This window comes from Gemmiger formicilis, from assembly GCF_900167555.1.
In the GTDB taxonomy this organism is placed as follows: domain Bacteria; phylum Bacillota; class Clostridia; order Oscillospirales; family Ruminococcaceae; genus Gemmiger; species Gemmiger formicilis.
Genome location: NZ_FUYF01000008.1, coordinates 18,344 through 40,383, shown reverse-complemented (window position 1 = coordinate 40,383; position 22,040 = coordinate 18,344). Strand labels below are relative to the sequence as shown.

Here is a 22,040-nt window from a genome sequence, read left to right as displayed (position 1 = left end):
GGAACGGGGGCTGTTCAGTTATCTGTTGTTCTTTCTCTTGCTGGCAACAACGGCTGTTCCAATGGCTGCACTACCGCTGACAAGCATAAGGACAACCAGCAAAGCAGGGTTGCTTGTGTCGCCGGTCTGCGGAATGGTGTACTGAGGTGTGGCTGTTGCAGCAGGTGCCGGTGTGGGCTGTGTTGTCTTGTTAGCGTCCTTGTATTGCAGGGCAGCAAGGGCATCTTCAATAGCCTTTGCCATGGCGTCAACCTCTGCCTGTTGAGTGATGTTCTTGCCGCGTGCAACTGCTCTGATGGCGCATTCTACGCCGGAGAAGTCTTTGTAATCATTTTTGTTCAGTGCGTTTGCCCTGGCAATGGCTGCATCGACTCTGGTGTAGTCGGCATCCTTGTATTGCAGGGCAGCAATAGCATCTTCAATAGCCTTCGCCATTGCATCCACTTCGCTCTGTTCAGTGATGTTCTTGTCACGGACAACAGCTTTGACAGCGGCTTCCACGCCGGTGAAGTCCTTGTAGTTGTCTTTGTTCAGTGCTTTTGCCTTGGCAATGGCTGCATCTACCTTAGTATAATCAGCGTCCTTGTATTGCAGGGCAATAATTGCATCTTCGATAGCCTGCGCCATGGCATACACTTCGCTCTGTTCAGTGATATTCTTGTCACGGACAACAGCATTGACAGCAGTTTCTACAGCAGAGAAATCCTTGTAGTTGTCCTTGTTCAGAGCATCTGCCTTGGCAATGGCTTCGTCGACCTTAGTGTAGTCGGCAGGTAAATAAGTCATTGCAATGGTCTGCGTATGAGTTGCTGTATCAGCCGTAATCGTAATATTGGAATTAAAAACCTCGCAATTATCTGCGCTTACTTTGACAGGGTAAGTACCTGCCTCCAAATTGGCGGGGTTTGTTACTTCCTGACCGTTCACTTTGATGATAACATTTGTCAGTTCGGTAGGTGTTACAACAAAAGAAACTGCATATTTCGGTGCTGGCAGAATAGGTGTGCCATTTGAATTAAATCGATAATTGCCACCGGCAGCATTGATTTCATTACAAAAATCCTCGGTTTTCATATATTCAAGGGTCTTTGCTGTTCCAGCATCCGGATACTTAAAGCAAGCAGGGACATTTTCAGTTTCCACGAAATAATTGTTTCCAAAAACAGGTGTATCAGAAGAAACATTGCCTGCAATACCGCCCAAACGCTTATAAGGTGGAGTCGCAGTATATTGAGATAAATCCATTTCACCAGCGAAATAGCAATGTCTGATTTCTGTACCTGCACCAACTGTGCCTGCAATGCCGCCGAAATCCGTAGTTCCATTGCCAAGAGGAACCATTTTCCCGGTGGAATAACAATTGATAATTTTTGAGGCTTGATACAGCTGCCCAACAATTCCGCCGGTATAGGGTGTCCAAGAGGTCATATCGCCTGTATTAACACAATACTGCACGGTACTGTTTTCAGCACGACCTACGATACCGCCCATCCAAAATTGGGAGGTGTCCTTCATTACTGAAAAATCCCCCTTGTTTTGGCAGTATTCAATTGTGCTATTTATCGCATATCCGCACAAAGCCGCAGTGCCGTTAATATTTTTGTCTTTATCCGTGAACGACACATCTGAAACGCAGTCAGAAATTTTGCTGTCTACCGCAGCGCCCGCTACCGTTCCAAAATAGACATACCCTGAATTAGACACATCCAGCTTGCCTTGAATTGTCAAACCGGAAATTTCAGCGCCGTAAACCTCACTGAAAAATCCGAAAGAAGGATACTCTGCTTTTCCATAATTTTCGGAAAAATCTAAATTGGAAATCGTATGCCCGTTTCCGTAAAATTTGCCGCTGAAGTAATGCTGCAGAGTTCCATCAGCAGCAAATACGCTGCCAATTGGTGTCCACGCAACACCTGTTAAATCCAAATCTGCATCCAGCGATACAACCGCATCTGTTTTATCGTCATATTCGCCATTGTCCACAGCTTTTGCAAATTGCAAAAGCTCATCTACTGTTGTGATTGAAATTTTGTTAGCTTCCGCTGCAAACGCCGCCATTGGTACGAAAGTCATGACAAGGCAAAGCGTTAGCAGAAGGCTAAGAACTTTTTTCTTCATTTTCATTCCTCCTGTGTGTTTGAATCATCAAAAATTGTTGCCGCAGTAAGCGTACCGATAAAATAGATTGAAGCATCCGCAATACCTGACAATCAGGCGTAAAGTTTCAGTAGTGTTCCCCCTTCCCACAAAAGAAAAAATCCGAAAACAGGGCATAGTTCACCCTGCTTCCGGATTTTACCTGACGATTTGATGTAATAGAGCTTGACACACTGAATAAAAGGCGCAATACTACTGCCGAGCCGAGCCGAGCCGAGCCGAGCCGAGCCGAGCCGAGCCGAGCCGAGCCATTTTCGCGCCTTTGAGCATCATTGTCAAGCCCTCCTTCCGTAATTTTAGTAAGAAAAGAATATCAATTCCATTCCTCACAAATAAACATAGATATTATAGCAGATTCTCCATAAAACCACAAGTAGCGTTCAAAATATTGTCGGTCACTATTCTAAACGCATTACCTCTTCCATTACTAGCATATCGTGATACCAGATGTTTGTTGGAAACTGCTCCTTTTCTTTTTGATGATTGTTGTATGAATTTTCCCCTTCGTATCCTTGCTTTCGAGCGATTTCGACACGAATAAGAATTATAATTCATACTAGATTCACCAATTATAAACAAGGAGTGATCTTTTATGAAAAAGGAATTCGCAATGTCGTTATCGCAATCCTATCGGCAGGATCTTGTCGATGCCATACAGCTGGCTGAACAGGGGATGCTGTCGCCCTCGCGGCAGGCGTACTGCTTTGAGGAAATTGAGGACACCAAGGGTACTGCGTTCTATCCTGCAAACGGGGATGAATTGTTCCGGAAGCTGCGCACTGCGTTGGGCGAAAAAGCGCAAATTTCCGAGCGCCAGCGCGCAGAAACCGAGCTGCACAAGTTGGGGGTGGAACTCTTATTCCATATCTATATAAACAGGTTCACCTTTGCTGAAATTACCCATAACACCGCAGCCCACAAATATGATGCCATTATCTACCTCGATGAGTGTGCCACCGACAAGAATAAGCGCGCCAACGCCGCAGCGATGCGCAAGGCGTTTGATGCGTGGCTGGAGAAAAACGGTCTTACGGCAGACCCCACTACCTTAACTGAGGTGCCCGATCCGTGCGAGGGGCGCTTTGATACATTAGCCGGGGCGATTGCTCATATCGACCATATTTTGCGCTTTCCCGACCTGCTGCTTATCTGATACACCACGCCTGAAAAAACTTTTTTCAAAATTCAGTATTCAATCGTCAATAAATTGGCAATCCCGCGAAAACTGATACATCAATGCTGAACGCTCTACCGCGATTTATATTACAATATTTACATATTATAGTATAAATGGGAAAGGGTGTATCTGCTTGCTACAGGTAGCCGAATATGAGAATTTTGTCCGTAAGCGCATCACGCAGCTGCGCCATCGCCTCCACGTTTCTGAACATAAAATGAGCCTTGACCTTGGCAAAAGCGGCAGCTATATGCGCAGTATTTCAATCGGCAAGGCATTGCCCTCAATGCACGAATTTCTGCGCATCTGTGAATACCTCGGCGTAACCCCGCAGGAATTCTTTACCGGTGCTGGGGACGAAACTGACCGTATCAACATTTTTAACCGACTGCAAGACCTCGATGACGGTGACATACAGAAATTGCAGACATTCCTTGGTTGGATGGAAGAAAAGTAAATCCACTTTCTGCCCGACAAGTTTTGGCTTGCCGGGCTTTTCTTTTTATAGGGCTTATTTAGTGGAAAGGCGTATTGCATGGCAGATGTGCTTGACGCTCCGGTAAGCGGAGTCATGCCGTATTAAGGCAGGGAAAACTTCAAGCGCTACTGTGTCCTTTCAAAAGTCCCTTCGTCGCGTAGTTTTTCGTATATTATTCGTATGCCAGATGGTTTTTATAACCATCTGGCGTATTTTTTTGTTTCTGTTTTGTTTTGGCGGCAGAGGACCGCCGTTTTCTGCCCGCGCCCCTCCGAGTTTTGAGGTCTATTCAATGAAACTCAAAATTCAGGAGGTTTACGATGGCAAAGAAAAATATTGCCGATAAGTATTGGATTTACGGCGAGGATGCAGAATTAGCCGCGCGCCTTACAAGCTATTTGACAAGAGTGGTATACAATCAGCGAGCAAATTATATCCGCGCACTAATGAAGATTAAGGAACATGAGTGCTCGATTGAAGATTGTGATTCGGATATTGAATCTCAATCCATGCGCTCAGGTAATTCATTGGAGGAAAGTATTGAATCCAAGCTGATGTGGGAAGCTATTCGAAAATATTTGCCCAAACTGGAACTGAAAGAGTGCGAGGTTATGATAGCCTTGTACATTGACCGTCTTTCCGTTACGGCTACGGCTGCTAAGTTGAGAGTTGATGCCAGTACGGTCAGGCGCCGCCGTGACAGCGCCTGTGACAAAATTCGCAAAGCAATGGAGGAAAAATAAAATGGGAATGTTCAAAAACACCCTTTTACTGGCCCAGCAGGGGAATGAAAAGGCGATGGAGAAATTGCTTAATCGCTACGATCCTCTGCTGAAAAAGTGCAGCATTATACAAGGACACTTCGATGAAGATTTATATCAGTCCTTGATTCTTGAATTTGTGCGGGCTGTATCCGCATTCAAAATTTAACTAAAAAAGTGGCTGTCGCAATTCAGTGCGGCGGCCACTTTCTCTTTTAGGCTGATTCCATATCGTTATTATCTGTCCACAGTTCACACTGGGTCATAACGGTTTGCACGGCATCGTCCATCCCTTCCGGCGGGTAGCGGTGCCTTTTGAGCAAACGCTTTATCATCATACGCATCTTGGCTCGCGCAGAATCACGCTTTTGCCAATCTATAGTACGGTTCTTTCGCAATGTATCTGCCAGTTCTTTAGTGATAGCAATAAGTTCCGTGTTTTCGTAGAAGTCCTTGATTGCCTGCGGCTTTGTCAACGCATCATAGAATGCCAATTCATCTGCCGTTAAGCCAAGCTGCTCTCCCTCTTTGTTGGCTGTTGCCATCTGTTTTGCAAGGTTCAAAAGTTCCTCTATGACCTGCTCGTTGGTCAGCATACCATTAAGATAAGAGTTCATTGCCCGCTGCATAATTTCGCTGAACTTCTGCGACTTTACCACATTGGTGTGACGGTAAATCTGCACCTGCTCCGCAATCAATTTTTTCAGCAATTCTAGCTTTATTATAGCAAAATTTGATAGCTTTTGGGGGCTTATAGTAAAATTTATAAAATTTTTTTGATTTTTTTGCACGATTTGGCTTTTAATTGCGATGATATATATAGAGGGACAAAAAAGACCCTCTCCCCTTGAGAACCTTGAAAGCAGAATATCCGAATCACCGGCTACATAAAACTGGCCCTGCCGCAACCCAAGGAGCGCTTCGGCAGGTGCGTCCCGGCTCTGACGCGATGATACTGCTTTCACGGCGGTGGAGCGCCCCCCAGAGGCGGGAGAGGTGGCGTGGAACACATACCTCAAGCGAAGGGCCAGCAATCATGATACGCACCGTGGCGATGCTCTCAAGGCGTCGGCGGTACTGCCAACAATGTGGTACAGGAAGCGGGAGCTGTTTCCAGCAGCCAGGTCGGTGGTTCGCCCTTATATCCGGGAAGTAGTGTCGAATAGGATATACAATTTAATTTCAGATTATGGCGGTCACTTGTTTTCCACAAGTGGCCGCTATGCTTGTGGAATTAAATCCGCAATTATTATGAGAGGAGTTGACGACTATGGGAGAGCCGATTGGAAAGCGAGAAATTTTCCGCAAATATCCCGATGTGGTGGACGTACCACAGCTTTGCGAGATGCTGGGCGGTTCGCGGCCCGTGAGTAAGAAAACGGCATATGTATGCTGAATGCAGGGAAAATCAAGGCGTTTCGCATTGGGCGCAGTTACCGCATCCCCAAGGTAAACGTAATTCGCTTTTTGCAGAACGAAACACCCGAAGATTGCAACACTGTCAATGCGACAACCGACAGTGTGGAGTAAAAGGCATATATCCGCTATCATATAGATGCCATCTATACCGTTAGATAGTCGGAAAGGAGCAACGCAATGAAAACGAAAGTTACAGGCTATCTTACGCAAAAACACGGATTCTATTATGTGGTTCTGAATCTGCCCACGGATGAAAAAGGAAAACGAAACCGCAAAACGCTGAGTACGGGGTTGTCCACCGACCGCAATGCAACTAAGGCCAAGGCGCTGCTCCAGACGATGATTCGCGCGGCCAGCGCCGGAGAAGAAGTGCATGGTGTAAAAGAGCGCGTCGCCGCAGCCGCCACAGAAGATACCGAGGAAAGTTGGAATACACCACATCCCAATATGCTGTTCTCCAATTATCTTGAATTTTGGTTGCAATGGAAACGCAAAAGTTGGGAAGAGGTCACTTACTCCGGCTATTGCCAAAATGTCAGATCGTGGATTGCGCCGTATTTTTCCGCACGGAAAGTACGCTTGAATGAAATCACGGTGCTGGATATTGAGATGTTCTACACCCATGAAATCAACAAGCGTGGAGTAAGTGGGAACACGGTTCTCCATTACCATGCCAACATCCGCAAGGCTTTGTCGGACGCAGTAAAACTCAAACTGATTCCCTATAACCCGGCTGCCGAAGTGGAGCGCCCCAAAAAAGACAACTTTGTTGCCAGCTATTATTCAGCGGATGAATTGATGGAAGTGCTGCCTATTTTTGCAAATACCAAAATGGAACTTCCTGTCATGCTTGCTGCGTTCTATGGATTGCGCCGCAGCGAGGTAATCGGTCTGCAATGGTCGGCCATCGACTTTGAACGGAAAATCGTCACGATTTCACGCACCTTTGAACGCATCAATGTGGATGGCAAAATGGTGGACGTTTCCAAGTGCCGGACGAAAAACAAGTCCAGCTTCCGCAGTTTGCCGCTGATTCCCGCAGTTGAACAAGCTTTACTGAAAGCCCAAAAACGCCAGCGCCAGCAAATGAAACTTTGCGGCAACAGCTATTGCAAGGAATATAAGGACTATATCTGCGTTGATGATATGGGGCATCTTGTGACCCCGGACTATGTGACACGGGTTTTCCGCGAAATGCTCTTGAAGAATGGTTTTCGCCCGATTCGCTACCATGACCTCCGCCACTCCTGCGCCAGTCTGCTCATCAAGAACAAAGTCACGATGAAAGAGGTACAGATGTGGCTGGGGCATTCCAGCTTTTCCACCACGGCCAATATTTACGCCCACATTGACGTGGACAGCAAGATGGAAGCCGCGAATATGATTGCCAGCAAAATCAACCTTGGCGAACTTCCCGAAAAGAAGAAATCTCCCAAACGAAAAATCGCTTAGGAGAAAAACTCCGTTGGGCGAACTTGTCCGCCAAAACCAACGGAAAATAAATCCGTTTTGTCTGCCATTTGGGGTAAAAGTGGCAGACAAAATGGCAGACAAGCCGAAATCTTGTCTGCCACACAAAAAATACCTAAGCCGCTAAAAGGCTTAGGTATAAGGAATGCCGGTGATGGGGGTCGAACCCATACGGTGTCACCACCAACGGATTTTGAGTCCGTCTCGTCTGCCAATTCCAACACACCGGCGTATGTAGGTACTTTGCTAGTATACCAGCCCCATGCCAAATTGTCAAGGCATCCGCGCCGGGATTTTGCGGACAAATTTTCCGATTTTTTTGTCAAAAGGCATTGACAAACGGTTTTCATGCCGCTATAATAATTAGCGTCGCCTGACGGCGTCAGGGATATTGCCCCATAGCTCAGTTGGTTAGAGCACCTGACTGTTAATCAGGGTGTCGTCCGTTCAAGTCGGACTGGGGCAGCCAACAAAAATCACCGAGTTATCTTCGGTGATTTTTTATGCGGCCGTAGCTCATCTGGTAGAGCGCCACCTTGCCAAGGTGGAGGTAGCGAGTTCGAGCCTCGTCGGCCGCTCCATTTAGCAACAACCCCACAGAAGCAATCGCTTCTGCGGGGTTGTTTTGTTTTTTCAAAACAGGTCTGGAAAGTTGCCGCAGTGCCTGCTATAATAAAGGTAACATCAAGGTAGCATCCAAAATCCGGCAGGGCCGGGCACAGAAAGGGTACACTATGCTGGAAGAACTCAAGCAGCAGGTCTACGAGGCCAATATGCAGCTGCCCCGCCGCGGGCTTGTGACCTACACCTGGGGCAATGTTTCGGGCATTGACCGCGAAAAGGGGTTGTTTGTCATCAAGCCGTCCGGCGTGGAATATGACGAATTGACGCCCGCTATGCTCGTTGTTATGGACCTGAACGGCAACAAGGTCGAGGGCGATTTAAACCCCAGCAGCGACACCAAAACGCATCTCGAGCTGTACCGGGCCTTCCCGCAGTTGGGCGGCATCGTGCACACCCACTCGACCCACGCGGTAGCCTTTGCCCAGGCGCGGCGCGACCTGCCCGCCTTCGGCACCACCCACGCCGATTACTTTTACGGCCCTGTCCCCTGCACGCGGGAGCTGACGCCGGAGGAAATCGACGAGGATTACGAGAAGAACACCGGCAAGGTCATCGTCGAGACGTTCAAAGCCCGCGGCATCGACCCGCTGTATGTGCCCGGTGTGCTCTGCGCCAGCCACGGCCCCTTCACCTGGGGCAAGGATGCCGCGCAGGCCGTATACCACGCCGTTGTGCTCGAGGAGGTCGCCCGCATGGCGATCCTGACCCTGACCGTCGACCCCGGTGCCCTGCCCGCGCCGCAGCATGTGCTGGACAAGCATTTTATGAGAAAGCACGGCCCCAACGCTTATTACGGGCAAAAGTAAACAGGTTCTTTCTCAAGTATTGAAATCTCTGGTATTGAAACGCCCGGGGGCCGATGCCTTTGTGGTATAGCAGAGGGGTAAGAGCTTATGTCCCCAGGAGGAACAACGCATGGTTATAAAGCACGCTTCCCGGAAGGATATTGCCGCACTGACCGCTGTGGAGACGGCATGCTTTCCGCCCGCAGAGGCCGCGACGGAGAAGGAATTTATCGACAGAGTGCAGTATTACGGCAATCACTTCTGGCTGCTGTATGAGGGGGATAAGCTGCTTGCCTTCGTGGACGGCTTTGTCACGGACGAGCCGGACCTGACGGATGTGATGTACGAGGACGCCGCCCTGCACAACGAGCAGGGCGCGTGGCAGATGATCTTCGGTGTCAACACGCTGCCGGAGTACCGCAGGCACGGCTGCGCGGGGCAGCTGCTCCGCCGGGCCGTTGCCGATGCCAGGCAGCAGGGCCGCAAGGGGCTTGTGCTGACCTGCAAGGAGCGGCTGCTCCCCTACTACGCAAAATTCGGGTTTCAGGATGAGGGTGTGACGGACAAATCCACCCATGGAAATGCCGCGTGGCACCAGATGCGGCTTTCGTTTTGATAAGGCAACACCGCATAATTCCCGCCTTACGGCTTAAGCACCGCTCCGGCGGCTGCGGCACGGCATCTGCGTTGCCAAAATGCTCGATAATACACAAAGTATTATCTGCGCTTTTGGCTTAGCAGCTGCCGCACCTCGCTCGCCGTATCGGCGCTTAGAATTATGCGGTATTGCCATAAATCAGAGCTCGCCGCTGAAACGCCCCGCTGCGGCAGAGCGGCCTTTTTCAACTTTTTCAACTTTTTTCGCAAATCCACTTGACAATGGCGCTCGAGGTTGCTATACTATAAAAGTCGTCTGACGGCGACAGCAATTGAATATTGCCCCATAGCTCAGTTGGTTAGAGCACCTGACTGTTAATCAGGGTGTCGTCCGTTCAAGTCGGACTGGGGCAGCCATCAAGGCTTGAAGCATTCGCTTCGAGCCTTTTTGTTTTGCCCCGAATCGGCTGAAAATTGGCCGATTTCATCGTTCTGTGTCAATTTCTTGCGTTCCCCTCTTGCAATCCCTATAAAAATAGTATAGTATAGTTCGGTAGAGCAAAACTATCCGGGGGACACTTGTGCCCAAAAACCCGGTTATACCACTTGGAGGTGTTTTTTCCATGAGCAGCCCGCTGCTGGAAGTCAAAGATTTACAGGTCGTCGTCGGTGAGGAAAATAAGGTCCTTCTCGACGGATTGAACCTGACGGTGAACGCCGGTGAGACCCACGTACTGATGGGTCACAACGGTGCCGGCAAGTCCACCCTGATGAGCGCCCTGATGGGCGATCCCCGCTACACCGTTACCCGCGGCCAGATCATCTTCCGCGGGCAGGACATCACCCACGAGACCGCCGACGTGCGCGCCCGCGCAGGTATGTTCCTGTCCTTCCAGACGCCGGAGGAGATCCCCGGCATCACGCTGGAGAGCTTTCTGCGCACGGCTGCCGGTGCTGTGACCGGCAAGCCCGTCAAGGTCATGAAGTTCCGCCGCGAGATGGCCGCCCAGATGGAGGCCCTGAACATGGACCCGTCCTACGCGGACCGCTATCTGAACGTCGGCTTCTCCGGCGGTGAGAAGAAGAAGGCTGAGATTTTGCAGCTGCTCATGCTCAAGCCCGCGCTGGCCCTGCTGGATGAGACCGACTCCGGCCTCGACGTTGACGCGGTCAAGACCGTTGCCAGCGGCATCAAGGCGTACCACAACGCGGACAACGCCCTCATCATCATCACCCACAACGCCAAGATCCTGGAGGGTCTGCAGGTCGATTACGTCCATGTGCTGGACGACGCCCGCATTGTCCGCACCGGCGACGGCAGCCTCGTCAATGAGATCATTGAGGAAGGCTTCACCGCGCTGAAGGAGGACGAAGCCAAATGAGAGCCTTCGAGACTGAAAAGACCGAGGTCGCCGAGATTGACCGCAGTGTCTACGACATCAAGGACAAGGTCAACGCGGCGTTTGAGGTCAACTCCGGCCTGACGGCAGAGATCGTGGAGCAGATCTCTAAAGAAAAGCACGATCCCGACTGGATGCGTGAATTCCGCCTCAAGGCGCTGGACATTTACAACAAGGCGTCCATTCCCAACTGGGGCCCGTCCCTGGAGGGGCTGGACATGCGCAATATCGTCACATACGTGCGCCCCAACACCGAGATGCGCGGCAAGTGGAGCGAAGTGCCCGATGACATCAAGAACACGTTTGAGCGTCTGGGCATTCCGCAGGCCGAGCGCTCGAGCCTGGCGGGCGTCGGCGCACAGTACGACTCCGAGGTCGTTTACCACAACGTCAAGGAGGAGGTCGCAGCGCAGGGCGTCGTCTACACCGATATGGAGAGCGCCCTGACCGGCCCCTACGCCGACATGGTGAAGGAGCACTTCATGAAGTGCGTGCCCCCCACGGACCACAAGTTTGCAGCGCTGCACGGCGCTGTGTGGAGCGGCGGTTCCTTCGTCTACGTCCCGGCGGGCGTGCATGTGGACATTCCCCTGCAGTCCTACTTCCGCCTGAACGCCCCCGGCGCGGGCCAGTTCGAGCACACCCTGATTATCGTGGACAAGGGCGCATACCTGCACTTTATCGAGGGCTGCTCGGCCCCGAAGTACAACGTCGCCAACCTGCACGCAGGCTGCGTCGAGATTTTCGTCGGTGAGGGTGCGCGCGTGCGCTACTCCACGATTGAAAACTGGTCCAAGAATATGTACAACCTGAACACCAAGCGTGCGCGGGTCGAAAAGGGCGGCACGATCGAGTGGGTCTCCGGCTCGTTCGGCTCCCACACGGGCTGCCTGTACCCGATGAGCGTCCTGCAGGGCGAGGGTGCCCGCATGGAGTTCACCGGCATCACGTTTGCCGGTGCCGGGCAGGATCTGGACACCGGTGCCAAGGTCGTGCACGCCGCGCCGAACACGACGAGCCATATTTCCACCAAGAGCATTGCCCGCGACGGCGGCGTGTCGAACTTCCGCTCGTCCGTCGTTGTGCTGCCGAACGCCAGGGGCAGCAAGTCCAGCGTGAGCTGCGAATCCCTGATGCTGGATGACCGCAGCCGCTCCGACACGATCCCGGCCATGGACATCCGCTGTGATGCCGTGGACGTCGGCCACGAGGCCAAGATCGGGCGCATCAGCGAGGAGGCCATCTTCTACCTGATGAGCCGCGGCATGACCGAGGAGGACGCCCGCGCCCTGATCGTCGGCGGCTTTGCCGAGCCCATCGCCAAGGAGCTGCCGCTGGAATATGCGGTGGAGATGAACAACCTGATTCATCTGGAGATGAAGGGAAGCATTGGCTGACGCAATGCGTCAGAAATAAAAAATAATAAATAAGAAATAATAAAGAATGTGGAGTTTTCTCCCTATGGTCGAAAACAAAACCGTAGGGGCGGATTCCATATCCGCCCGTGGCACCTTGCCAACGGCAGGGCGGGCGCATATAGAATGCGCCCCTACGGCGGCAGAGGAATTTCGAGCGGTGCGCCAGCACCGCGCTCCACCACATTTATTATTTATTATTTTTTATTTATTATTTGCAATAGATAATATTTAGGTGATATTGCTATGACTACAACCATGAACCGCCTCCCGGTTTCCACCTGGAATCCGCTGGGCGTGAATTATGCCTCGGCGTCGGCGGCACTGCCTGCCGTGCCCGCCGCGGGCTGGGCTAAGGCCGAGGCGCTGTCCCCTGCCCTGCCCGCCGGTGTGACGGCCCCCGCCGCGGCTGACTTCGGCAGCTTTGCCGCCAGCGGCATGGGTGCCGAGACCGACGCCTGGCTGGCCGCAAACGCCAACCTTGTCAACCATCTGGCCGTGACCGGCACCGCCGACGCGCCCGTCGTGTTTGAGACGGCGCTCGACGCCGACCACCCCCACGCACTGACCTATCTGACCATCGACGCGGCGGCGGGCAGCAGCCTGACCGTCGTACAGGTCGTGCGCGGCGATGCCGAGGGCGGCGTCTCCGCCAACCTGACCCGCATCCGCGCCGCCGAGGGTGCGCATGTAGTTTTGGTGCAGGTGCAGCTGCTGGGCAACCGTGCCCGCCGCTGGAACGCCGTTGCCATTGAGCAGGGTACCTCCGCCCGCGTGGAGCAGGTCCGCATTGAGCTGGGCGGCTCCGTCGTCGCCTGCGGTGCCCGCACCCTGCTGAACCACAACAAGTGCGAGTACGATCTCGATGCCGTCTACTTCGGCCACAGCAATGACGTGCTGGACTTCAACGATGTGTCCGTCCACACCGGCAGGGATACCCTGTGCGAGATGCACACCGCCGGTGTGCTGACCGGCAGCGCCGATAAAATTCTGCGCGGTACTGTCGATTTCCAGCGCGGTGCCAAGCGCGGCGTCGGCCATGAGAGCGAGGACGTGCTGCTGTTCAGCCCCAGCGCCCGCAACCGTACCGCCCCCCTCATCCTCTGCGGTGAGGAGGAGGTCGAGGGCCAGCACGCCGCCAGCGTAGGCCGTCTCGACGAGAGCAAGCTCTACTATCTTCGCTCCCGCGGCCTGAGCGAAGCACAGGCCCGCCGCCTGATGGTGGACGCCCGCTTTGCCCCGGCCATTGATAAGATCCCGTTGGATTCTTTGCAGGATGAAGTACGTGAAAATGTTGCACGGAGGCTGAATGATGAACTGGACGGCTGATTTTCCGATTCTGGCTGCCGACGAAAACGGCAATCGCCTTGTCTATCTGGACAGCGCCGCCACGACCCAGCACCCCATGCAGGTCCTGAACGCGGTGGTCGATTACTATACGAAAGAGAACGCGAACCCCCACCGCGGCGTTTACGAGCTGGCCATGCGCGCCACCGACGCCCACGAGGGAGCCCGCCACACCGTAGCGCAGTTCTTTAACGCAGAGGACGACGAGATCGTGTTCACCCAGAACACGACGGAGAGTCTGAACCTCGTCGCCTACAGCTACGGCATGAATTTTCTGCATGAGGGCGATGAAATCGTCATCTCCGTGGCCGAGCACCACTCCAACATGGTGCCGTGGCAGCGTGTGGCCAAGGCCACCGGCGCGAAGCTGGTTTATATGTATCCCGGCGAGAACGGCCGCCTGACCACCGAGGAGCTGGACAAAAAAATCACTCCCAAGACGAAGGTCGTCGCCGTGGCGATGGTCTCGAACGTGCTGGGTCTGCGCGCGCCTGTGGAAGAAATTGTGAAGCGTGCCCACGCCGTGGGCGCTGTGGTCGTGCTGGACTGCGCCCAGAGCGCGCCCCACACCCCCGTGGACGTCAAGAAGCTGGACGTGGATTTTGCGGCCTGCTCTGCCCACAAGCTGTACGCTCCCATGGGCGTCGGTGCGCTGTACGCACGCGCCGGACTGCTGGAAAAGATGCCCCCGTTCATGAGCGGCGGCGATATGATCGGCGCTGTGCATGAAAGCGGCGCGACCTGGGCCGACGGCCCCCGCAAGTTTGAGGCCGGCACCCGCAACGTCGGCGGCGAGGTCGGCTTTGCCGCCGCCATCGACTATATGAAGGGCATCGGCTGGGAGGCCATGGAGACCCATGAGCATGCGCTGCTGGACCGTATGCTGGCCGGTATGCGCGCCATGCCGTGGCTGACCGTCTACGGTGAGCCTGTGGCCGAGGGCCGCTACGGCGTTGTCAGCTTCAATGTCAACGACGTACATCCCCACGATGTAGCGACGATTCTGGACGCGGGCGGCGTGGCCGTGCGCGCCGGGCATCACTGCGCCCAGCCCCTGATGGAGTTCCTGGGCATCGGCAGCTGCTGCCGCGCCAGCGTGGCGATCTACAACACACCCGAGGACGTGGACGCCCTGCTGGAAAATCTTGAAAATGTCAGAAAGGTGATGGGCCTGTGAACCTGAACGAACTGTATACCCAGATCATTACCGAGAACAGCCGCAGCAAAGAGAACCGCCACCCCGTCGAGGGGGCGACCCACAGCCTGGAGGGTGTCAACCCCAGCTGCGGTGACGACATCACGCTGCAGCTCCGCGTGAAGGACGGCAAAATCGAGGACGCCGGGTTTATCGGCAGCGGCTGCGCCATCTCGCAGGCGTCGGCTTCGCTGATGATCGACCTTGTGAAGGGCCGCACCGTCGAGGACGCGCACCGCCTCATCAGCCTGTACTTCCAGATGATCAAGGGCAAGATCACGCCCGAGGAACTGGACGACCTGGAGGACGTAGCCGCTTTGCAGGGCATTGCCCACGTCCCTGCCCGCGTCAAGTGCGCCGTGCTGGCCTGGCACACGCTGGAAGAAGCACTGGACGGCGAGGGGAAAACCGATAAGGTGACGACGGAAGAGGAAGCGTAACGTTATATTTCTGTGGCAGGATGTTTCGGCATCCTGCCGCTTTTGTTTGTCAGGCCTTCCCCTGTGGGGGAAGCCATTTTGCGCTTCACTTTTCTTCACATATTTTCCCCGTCTACTTTTCTTTTCCCCGCATCTGTGGTACAATATACAAATATATAAGTTAAAATCCTATGATTGCGCCTATAGAGAGAAAGGGAATGTACCATGTGTGGTTTTGTTGGCTTTACCGGTCTGCGTGAACAGCGCGAGGCCATCCTGCACAGAATGGCGGACCGCATTATCCACCGCGGCCCCGATATGGAAGGCTACCATATCAGCGGCGACGACCCGCGCACGGCCATTGCGCTGGGCTTCCGCCGTTTGAGCATCATCGACCTGGCCGCAGGCAAGCAGCCCATGTACAATGAGGATGGCACCGTTGTCTGCGTGTTCAACGGTGAAATTTACAACTTCATGGACCTGCGCACCGAGCTGCAGTCCAAGGGGCACATCTTCAAGACCCACTGCGACACCGAGGTCATCATCCACGGCTATGAGGAGTACGGCACGGCGCTGGCCGCCAAGCTGCGCGGCATGTTTGCCTTCGTCGTATGGGACACGAAAACGAACGAGATGTACGGTGCGCGCGATATTTTCGGCATCAAGCCGTTCTATTATACCCAGACTGACGCGGGCGAGCTGCTGTTCGGCTCCGAGATCAAGAGCCTGCTTGAGCACCCCGGCTTCCGCCGCGAGGTCAACGCCGAGGCCCTGCGCCCCTACCTGACCTTCCAGTACAGCGCCATGAACGAGACGTTCTTCAAGGGGACCTACAAGCTGCCCCCGGCCCACTGGTTCACCTACAGGGACGGCAAGATGCAGATTGAGCGCTACTGGGATGTCGATTTCCGCCACCCCACGGCGCTCTCCTACGAGGCCGCCGCCGATGAGATAGATGCCCGCGTGCGGGAGAGCGTGGCCGCCCACCGCATCAGCGACGTCAAGCTGGGCGCGTTCCTGTCCGGCGGTGTCGATTCCAGCTATATCACGGCCTGCCTGATGCCCGACGAGACCTTCTCCGTCGGCTTTGCAAGCCCCGACGGCACGCATAAATTTGACGAGACCACCGAGGCGGGCGAGCTGAGCCAGAAGCTCGGCATCAAGAACTACCGCGAGATGCTGACGAAAGAGCAGTGCCTCGACGCCTTCGCCGACATCCAGTACCACATGGACGAGCCCCAGTCCAACCCGTCCAGCGTACCGCTCTACTTCCTGTGCCAGCTGGCGCGCCAGCATGTCACGGTGGTGCTGTCCGGCGAGGGCGCGGACGAGATCTACGCCGGTTACGAGTGGTACGCCGACACCCCGCTGATGCAGAAGTATAAGCACATCCCCGCGCCGCTGCGCCATCTGGCCAGCGATGCCAGCCAGCACCTGCCCTACTTCAAGGGGCACGACTTCATCATCAAGGGCAGCGGCCGCCCCGAGGACTGGTTCATCGGCCAGGCGCACGTCTTTGAGGAGAAGGATGCCTACGACATTCTGAAGCCTAAGTACCGCGTCGGCCCCACGGCCCGCGAGGTCGCCGCGCCGATCTATGACCGCGTCAAGGACTTGAGCGAGCTGGAAAAGAAGCAGTACCTTGACCTGAATCTGTGGCTGCCCGGGGACATTCTGCTGAAGGCCGACAAGATGAGCATGGCACACAGCCTTGAGCTGCGCGTGCCCTATCTGGACCGCGAGGTCCTGCGCGAGGCCCAGACCTACCCCGACAGCTACAAGCTGCGCGGCGACACGAAGGCCGTGCTGCGCACCGCTGCCAACAAGACCCTGCCCGACGCCTGGGCCAACCGCACGAAGAAGGGCTTCCCCGTACCGATTGCCAAGTGGCTCGAGGACCCGGCGTTTTCCGCCAAGGTGCGCAAGAGCTTCACGAGCGATGTGGCGGCGGAGTACTTCGACCAGGACAAGCTCGTCGCCATGCTGGCCGACCCCAAGCACGAGCGCCGCAAGATCTGGACTGCCTACACCTTCCTGACCTGGCATGAGCAGTTCTTTGAGAAGTTTGATGCGTGAGCGGGAAAGCGATGCTTTCCAAATAAAAAATAAGAAATAATAAATAATAAATGCGGTGGACCGCGTCGCTGCGCTCCGCTCAAAAGAATCCCGTAGGGGCGCATTCCATATGCGCCCGCGAAAGTATGCGCCGCCGCAAACGGGTACGGGCGGATATAGAATCCGCCCCTACAAATTTCGTTTTCGACCAGCGGGAGAAAACTCCACAATATTTATTATTTCTTATTTATTCTTTATTATTTGAACAAAATCCTATTGAAAATTGGAGATGCACATAACCATGTCCGACATTATCCCTGTATTCCTTGGTGCAGACCTGAACTGCTACAACTTTGCCCGGGCGTTCCATGAGGCTTACGGCGTCGAGAGCTACGCCTATGGCCGCTACCCGATGGCTCCGACCAAGTATTCCAAAATCATCCACTTTACCACCGTGCCCGATATGGACAACGAGGACACGATGCTGCGCATTCTGCACGAGTTTGCGGCACAGCATAAGGGCAAGCGGCTCTATCTGTTCGGCTGCACCGACGATTACGCCGCGATGATCATCCGCCGCAAGGCCGAGCTGACCGAGTATATCGCCCCCGGCCCTGCCGCCGACCTGTACGGCTCCATCCAGAAAAAGGCCGAGTTCTACGAGGTCTGCGAGAAGTTCGGCATCCCCTACCCCGACTCGAAAATCCTGACCGCACCTGTCGATGCCGCCGAGCTGACCGAGGATAAATTGGGCTTTGCCTACCCCATCATCGTCAAGCCGTCGTCCAGCGTTGATTACTGGAAGCATCCGTTTGACACGATGAAGAAGGTCTACACCGCCGCCACCCCCGCCGAGGCCGCCGAGATCGTCAAAACGATCTATGCCAGCGGCTACCCGGACCGCATGGTCCTGCAGAAGATGGTGCCGGGCGGCGACGACCACATGCGCGTGCTGACGGCGTTCTCCGACGAGAACGGTAAGGTCCGCGCCATGTGCCTTGGCCATACGATGGTCGAGGAGCACACCCCCCACGGCCTGGGCAACCATGCCGCCATCGTCAGTGAGGACACGACCTCCCTGCCGCTGGTGGAGAACATCCGCAAGATGCTGGAGGCCTGCCGCTACACCGGTTTTTCCAACTTTGACATCAAGTACAGCGGCACCCCCGGCGACTACCGCGTGTTTGAGATCAACCTGCGCCAGGGCCGCAGCAACTACTATGTGACCGCCACCGGCATGAACATTGCCCGGCTGGTTGTGGAAAAGTGGAACGACGGCGGCACCGACTGCGTGCTGAACAAGAATGAGGTGTTCTGGCACCACGTCCCCGCGCAGGTGGCCTTCACCTACACCGAGGACAAGGACCTCGTCGCCCGCGCCAAGGCGCTGAAAGCGCAGGGCAAGGAGGCGTGCAGTCTGCTGTACAAGCCCGACCTGCTGTGGAACCCCGTGCGCTATGCCTGCGTGCTGGAGCAGCTGAGAAGGCAGTTCAAGAAGTTTAAGACGTATTACCCGGTACACAAATAATAAATAACAAATAAGAAATAATAAATGTGGTGAATCGCGTCGCTGGCGCTCCGCTCAAAAAGCGTAGGGGCGGATTCCATATCCGCCCGTGCCCGCTTGCGGCAAGGCAAACTTCCGCGGGCGCATATAGAATGCGCCCCTACGGATTTCGTTTTCGACCAAAGGGAGAAAACTCCACATTCTTTATTATTTATTATTTATTCTTTCTTATTTTAAAAAGGACGTTATCATGAAGCTAAACGACCTTGTCCAACGTATCTCCCACACAGGTGCCTCCGAAACGGACATCACCGCCATCACCTACGACTCCCGCAAGGCTTGCGCCGGCTCGCTGTTCGTCTGCCTTGTCGGTGCGTGGCTGGATGGGCATACCTACGCCGAAAGCGCCTACCAAAACGGCTGTCGTGCGTTTTTGGTGGAGCATAGGGTCGGCCTGCCCGCGGACGCCGTGCAGATCGTCACCGACGACACTCGCGCGGCGCTGGCCGTCATCGGTGCGGATTTCTACGGCAACCCCGCCGACGAGCTGCACCTCATCGGCATTACGGGCACAAAGGGCAAGACGACCACCGCCCTGCTGACCTCGGCCATCATGACCGAGGCCGGTCTGCCCTGCGCCTACATCGGCTCCAACGGCGTGGACATTGCGGGCGTGCACGAGACTACCGCCAATACAACGCCCGAGAGTCTCGAGCTGCACCGGCTGTTCCGCAAGATGCTGGATGCGGGCGTACGCCACTGCGTACTGGAGGTCAGCAGCCAGGCGCTGCGCCACCACCGCGTGGACGGCGTGCCGTTTGAGGTCGTGGCCTTCACGAACCTGTCGGAGGATCACATCGGACCCGGCGAGCACCCCGATTTTGAGGACTACAAGTGCGCCAAGCGCCGCCTGTTTGCAGAATACAACGCCCGCACGATGGTTTACAACGTGGATGACCCCTACAGCGCTTTCATGCGCGAGGGCTTTAAAGGCGAACAGATCAGCTTTGGCATCCAGAATGCCGCCGACTATCACGGGCAGAATCTGGCACAGTACCGCAGCCAGACCGCCCTCGGCGTTGACTTTGACTGCGTACACGCGGGCGAAACGACCCACATCGAGGTCATGTCCCCCGGCACGTTCAGCGCTTCGGATGCGCTGTGCGCCGTCGCACTGTGCGGCGCGTTCGGCGTGACGCCTGCTCAAGCCGCCGCCACGCTGGTCCACACCCCCGTGCAGGGCCGCTTTGAAGTCGTCGAGGGTCTGCCCGGGCGCACCTTCATTGTGGACTACAGCCACAACGGGCTGGCCCTGACCAGTGCGCTGAAAACGCTGCGGGCGTACGATCCGCACCGTTTACTTTGTGTATTTGGGTCGGTGGGTGGCCGCACGCAGGTGCGCCGCAAGGAACTGGCCGACGCATCGAGCGCCTACGCCGACTATACGATCATCACGAGTGACAATCCCGACAACGAGCCGCCCGAGGACGTCATCCGCGACATTGCGGGCCACATGGCTCCCGGCGCACCCTACACCTGCATCACGGACCGCCGCGAGGCGATTTATGCCGCGGTGAAAATGGCCGAGCCCGGCGACATCGTTCTGTTCGCGGGCAAGGGCCACGAGGATTACCAGCTGATCAACGGCAAGAAGCTGCATTTCGTCGAGCGGGAGATCATTAAAGAGGCTTGCGCGGAGATAAGCAAATAAAACAGCGGCCCACACTTCGGGAGATACGAAGTGTGGGCCGCTGTTGCGTTGCAGGGTTTTTATTGTATGTTGCAATGGTAAGCGGGCACGGAGCGGTCAAGACCGCTCCCTACAGAACCCTGGAAAGCGGTATCGTAGGGAGGGGTCTTGACCCCTCCGCACAAGTTTTCGACAGCAGAAGCATACATCCTTTACGCCCCGGCTCTTGGCAGCAACAACGCGGCGGCCAGATACGCAAAATACAGCGCCAAACACACCCACCCCTGCCCGCGCTTCAGCTTGTGCCTGCACAGCGGCGGGAGCAACAGCACCAGCGCCATGGCGGCGCAGACGGGGACTTCATAGCTGCGGAACTGCGCGCCGACGGGCAGCTTGTGGCGGTACATCAGGCTGGAAATCGGCAGCGCCAGCGTCAGGTTCAGGATCGCGCTGTTCAAAAGCTGGATGGGCAGCGAATCCGGCGGGTAGTAGCGGCAGCGAACCGAGAACCACTTCCAGACCGAGCCCAGCGGGTGATTCAGCGCCTCGACCAGCAGAGGGATACAGAACCCGAAGCTGATGAGCGTCGCCGCCCAGAGGGCCTGGATCGTGCCTGTAAGGTTTGCCAGCGTCGTGGCGCTGTAGAGCAGCGCCTGTGCACCGCCCGCCAGCAGGGCCAGCCCGCCCACGACGCCCGCCAGATTTGTCAGTGCGTTCCGAACGTTCATGACCGGGAAGGCCATCGTGTGGGCGGTGTAGCCGTATTCCTGCGCGGCCAGCTGCGGGCTGGGGTGCTTTTCGGACGTGGAGACCGCCTTGATCGTATCACCGTAGGTGAATTTGTGCTGGAACACAATGCTCATCATGACAAAGAGCACGAACAGCAGCATCAGCAGTCCGGTGCCGGTGTAGCTCAATTCGCCGTCCCGCACAAACACGGCCAGCACGCCGCAGGCCGCCAGCAGCAGCAGGCATTTACGGCAGAACTCGTCCCGGTCCGCCACGGCGCAGTGCCTCTTGCGCAGCAGGCAGACGGAGAGCGCCAGACCCAGATTCGTGACAGCGCCCGCCAGTGCGGTGCCGACGGCCAGCGCCGTGACCGACATGCCCGCCGCCAGAAATGCCAGCATCAGCTGCGGCAGCGCCAGGCAGAACGGTGCCACCGTGCCGCCCACGACCCACATGGGCAGCCCAAGCAGGGCGCAGCACCAGGTAGTGCACCGCCCCGCCAGCCGACTGCCCACCGCTGTAAACAGCAGGCCGAGGGCGTAGACTAATAAAGTTGCAGCTAAAATTTTCATCGTTGTATCGTAGGGGCGGATTTCATATCCGCCCGAGCCGTGCCGCCGTTTGACGGGCGGATATGGAATCCGCCCCTACGGTTGTAAACAAAAAAGCGGTGCCGGGGCACCGCTTTTTTCTTAGGGCAATACCGCATAATTCTAAGTGCCGATACGGCGAGCGAGGTGCGGCAGCTGCTAAGCCAAAAGCGCAGATAATACTTTGTGTATTATCGAGCATTTTGGCAACGCAGATGCCGTGCC

General features: G+C 55.3%; 19 protein-coding genes, 4 tRNA genes and 1 pseudogene. 20 read left to right on the top strand and 4 right to left on the bottom strand.

Going from position 1 to position 22,040, the window contains the following annotated elements; all coding sequences use genetic code 11:
• Positions 1-18: 18 nt before the first annotated feature.
• Positions 19-2,118 (bottom strand): LPXTG cell wall anchor domain-containing protein, encoded by a 2,100-nt coding sequence (locus tag B5D32_RS08305; RefSeq protein WP_078784593.1) that lies wholly within the window; start codon positions 2,116-2,118, stop codon positions 19-21.
• Positions 2,119-2,749: 631 nt separating this feature from the next.
• On the opposite strand from B5D32_RS08305, the gene B5D32_RS08300 reads away from it, so the two are divergent.
• The 4 genes from B5D32_RS08300 to B5D32_RS08290 all read left to right on the top strand — a co-directional run bounded on the left by B5D32_RS08300 (position 2,750) and on the right by B5D32_RS08290 (position 4,742).
• Entirely contained in the window at positions 2,750-3,310 is a 561-nt protein-coding gene (locus B5D32_RS08300) for a hypothetical protein (protein ID WP_078784592.1), read from the top strand.
• A 157-nt stretch (positions 3,311-3,467) separates the two neighbouring features.
• The gene (locus B5D32_RS08295; protein WP_078784591.1) at positions 3,468-3,791 is read left to right on the top strand and encodes a helix-turn-helix domain-containing protein; all 324 of its coding nucleotides are present in this window, start codon (positions 3,468-3,470) and stop codon (positions 3,789-3,791) included.
• A gap of 341 nt (positions 3,792-4,132) precedes the next feature.
• Positions 4,133-4,555, top strand: a complete 423-nt coding sequence (locus tag B5D32_RS14910; protein ID WP_143402710.1) for an RNA polymerase sigma factor — start codon at positions 4,133-4,135, stop codon at positions 4,553-4,555.
• Position 4,556: 1 nt separating this feature from the next.
• Positions 4,557-4,742, top strand: coding sequence for a helix-turn-helix domain-containing protein (locus tag B5D32_RS08290; RefSeq protein WP_159447014.1), 186 nt, complete (start codon positions 4,557-4,559; stop codon positions 4,740-4,742).
• Positions 4,743-4,788: 46 nt separating this feature from the next.
• Here the strand turns inward: B5D32_RS08290 and B5D32_RS08285 are convergent.
• Positions 4,789-5,286, bottom strand: a pseudogene (locus B5D32_RS08285) (type I restriction enzyme endonuclease domain-containing protein); the annotation flags it as partial.
• Positions 5,287-5,962: 676 nt separating this feature from the next.
• Between B5D32_RS08285 and B5D32_RS15795 the strand changes: the two are divergent.
• Positions 5,963-6,103, top strand: a complete 141-nt coding sequence (locus B5D32_RS15795; protein ID WP_478292484.1) for a helix-turn-helix domain-containing protein — start codon at positions 5,963-5,965, stop codon at positions 6,101-6,103.
• A 66-nt stretch (positions 6,104-6,169) separates the two neighbouring features.
• Complete coding sequence (locus B5D32_RS08280; protein ID WP_078784589.1) at positions 6,170-7,444, top strand: tyrosine-type recombinase/integrase; 1,275 nt, start codon at positions 6,170-6,172, stop codon at positions 7,442-7,444.
• A 164-nt stretch (positions 7,445-7,608) separates the two neighbouring features.
• On the opposite strand, the gene B5D32_RS08275 is transcribed toward B5D32_RS08280, so the two are convergent.
• A tRNA-Leu gene (locus B5D32_RS08275) sits at positions 7,609-7,692 on the bottom strand.
• A gap of 162 nt (positions 7,693-7,854) precedes the next feature.
• On the opposite strand from B5D32_RS08275, the gene B5D32_RS08270 reads away from it, so the two are divergent.
• The 14 genes from B5D32_RS08270 to B5D32_RS08210 all read left to right on the top strand — a co-directional run bounded on the left by B5D32_RS08270 (position 7,855) and on the right by B5D32_RS08210 (position 20,517).
• Positions 7,855-7,931 (top strand) — tRNA-Asn (locus B5D32_RS08270).
• A gap of 36 nt (positions 7,932-7,967) precedes the next feature.
• Positions 7,968-8,043, top strand: a tRNA-Gly gene (locus B5D32_RS08265).
• Between the two features lie 153 nt (positions 8,044-8,196).
• On the top strand, positions 8,197-8,892 hold the full coding sequence (locus B5D32_RS08260; protein ID WP_078784588.1) for an L-ribulose-5-phosphate 4-epimerase: 696 nt from the start codon (positions 8,197-8,199) through the stop codon (positions 8,890-8,892).
• Positions 8,893-9,001: 109 nt separating this feature from the next.
• Positions 9,002-9,487 carry a GNAT family N-acetyltransferase gene (locus B5D32_RS08255; RefSeq protein WP_078784587.1) on the top strand — a complete coding sequence of 162 codons (486 nt, stop codon included), beginning with the start codon at positions 9,002-9,004 and terminating at the stop codon, positions 9,485-9,487.
• Positions 9,488-9,808: 321 nt separating this feature from the next.
• Positions 9,809-9,885, top strand: a tRNA-Asn gene (locus tag B5D32_RS08250).
• A 206-nt stretch (positions 9,886-10,091) separates the two neighbouring features.
• A complete protein-coding gene (gene sufC, locus B5D32_RS08245; RefSeq protein ID WP_078784586.1) occupies positions 10,092-10,850 on the top strand; it encodes a Fe-S cluster assembly ATPase SufC in 759 nt (252 codons plus the stop codon).
• Positions 10,847-12,265, top strand: coding sequence for a Fe-S cluster assembly protein SufB (gene sufB, locus B5D32_RS08240; RefSeq protein WP_078784585.1), 1,419 nt, complete (start codon positions 10,847-10,849; stop codon positions 12,263-12,265). Before sufC ends, sufB begins: the two co-directional genes overlap by 4 nt.
• Before the next feature lie 64 nt (positions 12,266-12,329).
• Positions 12,330-12,518, top strand: a complete 189-nt coding sequence (locus B5D32_RS14900; RefSeq protein WP_143402709.1) for a hypothetical protein — start codon at positions 12,330-12,332, stop codon at positions 12,516-12,518.
• An 11-nt stretch (positions 12,519-12,529) separates the two neighbouring features.
• On the top strand, positions 12,530-13,612 hold the full coding sequence (locus B5D32_RS08235; protein WP_078784584.1) for a SufB/SufD family protein: 1,083 nt from the start codon (positions 12,530-12,532) through the stop codon (positions 13,610-13,612).
• Positions 13,593-14,807, top strand: a complete 1,215-nt coding sequence (locus B5D32_RS08230) for an aminotransferase class V-fold PLP-dependent enzyme (protein WP_370755163.1) — start codon at positions 13,593-13,595, stop codon at positions 14,805-14,807. The genes B5D32_RS08235 and B5D32_RS08230 overlap by 20 nt, the downstream gene beginning before the upstream one ends.
• Positions 14,804-15,265, top strand: coding sequence for a Fe-S cluster assembly sulfur transfer protein SufU (gene sufU, locus B5D32_RS08225; protein WP_078784582.1), 462 nt, complete (start codon positions 14,804-14,806; stop codon positions 15,263-15,265). Before B5D32_RS08230 ends, sufU begins: the two co-directional genes overlap by 4 nt.
• Before the next feature lie 204 nt (positions 15,266-15,469).
• Positions 15,470-17,320, top strand: coding sequence for an asparagine synthase (glutamine-hydrolyzing) (gene asnB / locus B5D32_RS08220; protein ID WP_078784581.1), 1,851 nt, complete (start codon positions 15,470-15,472; stop codon positions 17,318-17,320).
• 280 nt (positions 17,321-17,600) lie between these two features.
• Positions 17,601-18,827, top strand: coding sequence for a carboxylate--amine ligase (locus B5D32_RS08215; protein ID WP_078784580.1), 1,227 nt, complete (start codon positions 17,601-17,603; stop codon positions 18,825-18,827).
• 229 nt (positions 18,828-19,056) lie between these two features.
• On the top strand, positions 19,057-20,517 hold the full coding sequence (locus B5D32_RS08210; RefSeq protein ID WP_078784579.1) for a UDP-N-acetylmuramoyl-L-alanyl-D-glutamate--2,6-diaminopimelate ligase: 1,461 nt from the start codon (positions 19,057-19,059) through the stop codon (positions 20,515-20,517).
• A 191-nt stretch (positions 20,518-20,708) separates the two neighbouring features.
• Here B5D32_RS08210 and B5D32_RS08205 read toward each other — a convergent pair whose 3' ends face one another.
• Positions 20,709-21,797 carry a calcium:cation antiporter family protein gene (locus tag B5D32_RS08205; RefSeq protein WP_078784578.1) on the bottom strand — a complete coding sequence of 363 codons (1,089 nt, stop codon included), beginning with the start codon at positions 21,795-21,797 and terminating at the stop codon, positions 20,709-20,711.
• Positions 21,798-22,040 lie beyond the last annotated feature (243 nt).

Excerpts from the sequence above, each read along its gene's own strand:
- B5D32_RS08305 (WP_078784593.1), bottom strand. The coding sequence starts at position 2,118 with ATGAAGAAAAAAGTTCTTAGCCTTCTGCTAACGCTTTGCCTTGTCATG.
- B5D32_RS08300 (WP_078784592.1), top strand. The coding sequence starts at position 2,750 with ATGAAAAAGGAATTCGCAATGTCGTTATCGCAATCCTATCGGCAGGAT.
- B5D32_RS14910 (WP_143402710.1), top strand. The coding sequence starts at position 4,133 with ATGGCAAAGAAAAATATTGCCGATAAGTATTGGATTTACGGCGAGGAT.
- B5D32_RS08290 (WP_159447014.1), top strand. The coding sequence starts at position 4,557 with ATGGGAATGTTCAAAAACACCCTTTTACTGGCCCAGCAGGGGAATGAA.
- B5D32_RS15795 (WP_478292484.1), top strand. The coding sequence starts at position 5,963 with ATGCTGAATGCAGGGAAAATCAAGGCGTTTCGCATTGGGCGCAGTTAC.
- B5D32_RS08280 (WP_078784589.1), top strand. The coding sequence starts at position 6,170 with ATGAAAACGAAAGTTACAGGCTATCTTACGCAAAAACACGGATTCTAT.
- B5D32_RS08260 (WP_078784588.1), top strand. The coding sequence starts at position 8,197 with ATGCTGGAAGAACTCAAGCAGCAGGTCTACGAGGCCAATATGCAGCTG.
- B5D32_RS08255 (WP_078784587.1), top strand. The coding sequence starts at position 9,002 with ATGGTTATAAAGCACGCTTCCCGGAAGGATATTGCCGCACTGACCGCT.
- sufC (WP_078784586.1), top strand. The coding sequence starts at position 10,092 with ATGAGCAGCCCGCTGCTGGAAGTCAAAGATTTACAGGTCGTCGTCGGT.
- sufB (WP_078784585.1), top strand. The coding sequence starts at position 10,847 with ATGAGAGCCTTCGAGACTGAAAAGACCGAGGTCGCCGAGATTGACCGC.
- B5D32_RS14900 (WP_143402709.1), top strand. The coding sequence starts at position 12,330 with ATGGTCGAAAACAAAACCGTAGGGGCGGATTCCATATCCGCCCGTGGC.
- B5D32_RS08235 (WP_078784584.1), top strand. The coding sequence starts at position 12,530 with ATGACTACAACCATGAACCGCCTCCCGGTTTCCACCTGGAATCCGCTG.
- B5D32_RS08230 (WP_370755163.1), top strand. The coding sequence starts at position 13,593 with ATGATGAACTGGACGGCTGATTTTCCGATTCTGGCTGCCGACGAAAAC.
- asnB (WP_078784581.1), top strand. The coding sequence starts at position 15,470 with ATGTGTGGTTTTGTTGGCTTTACCGGTCTGCGTGAACAGCGCGAGGCC.
- B5D32_RS08215 (WP_078784580.1), top strand. The coding sequence starts at position 17,601 with ATGTCCGACATTATCCCTGTATTCCTTGGTGCAGACCTGAACTGCTAC.
- B5D32_RS08210 (WP_078784579.1), top strand. The coding sequence starts at position 19,057 with ATGAAGCTAAACGACCTTGTCCAACGTATCTCCCACACAGGTGCCTCC.
- B5D32_RS08205 (WP_078784578.1), bottom strand. The coding sequence starts at position 21,797 with ATGAAAATTTTAGCTGCAACTTTATTAGTCTACGCCCTCGGCCTGCTG.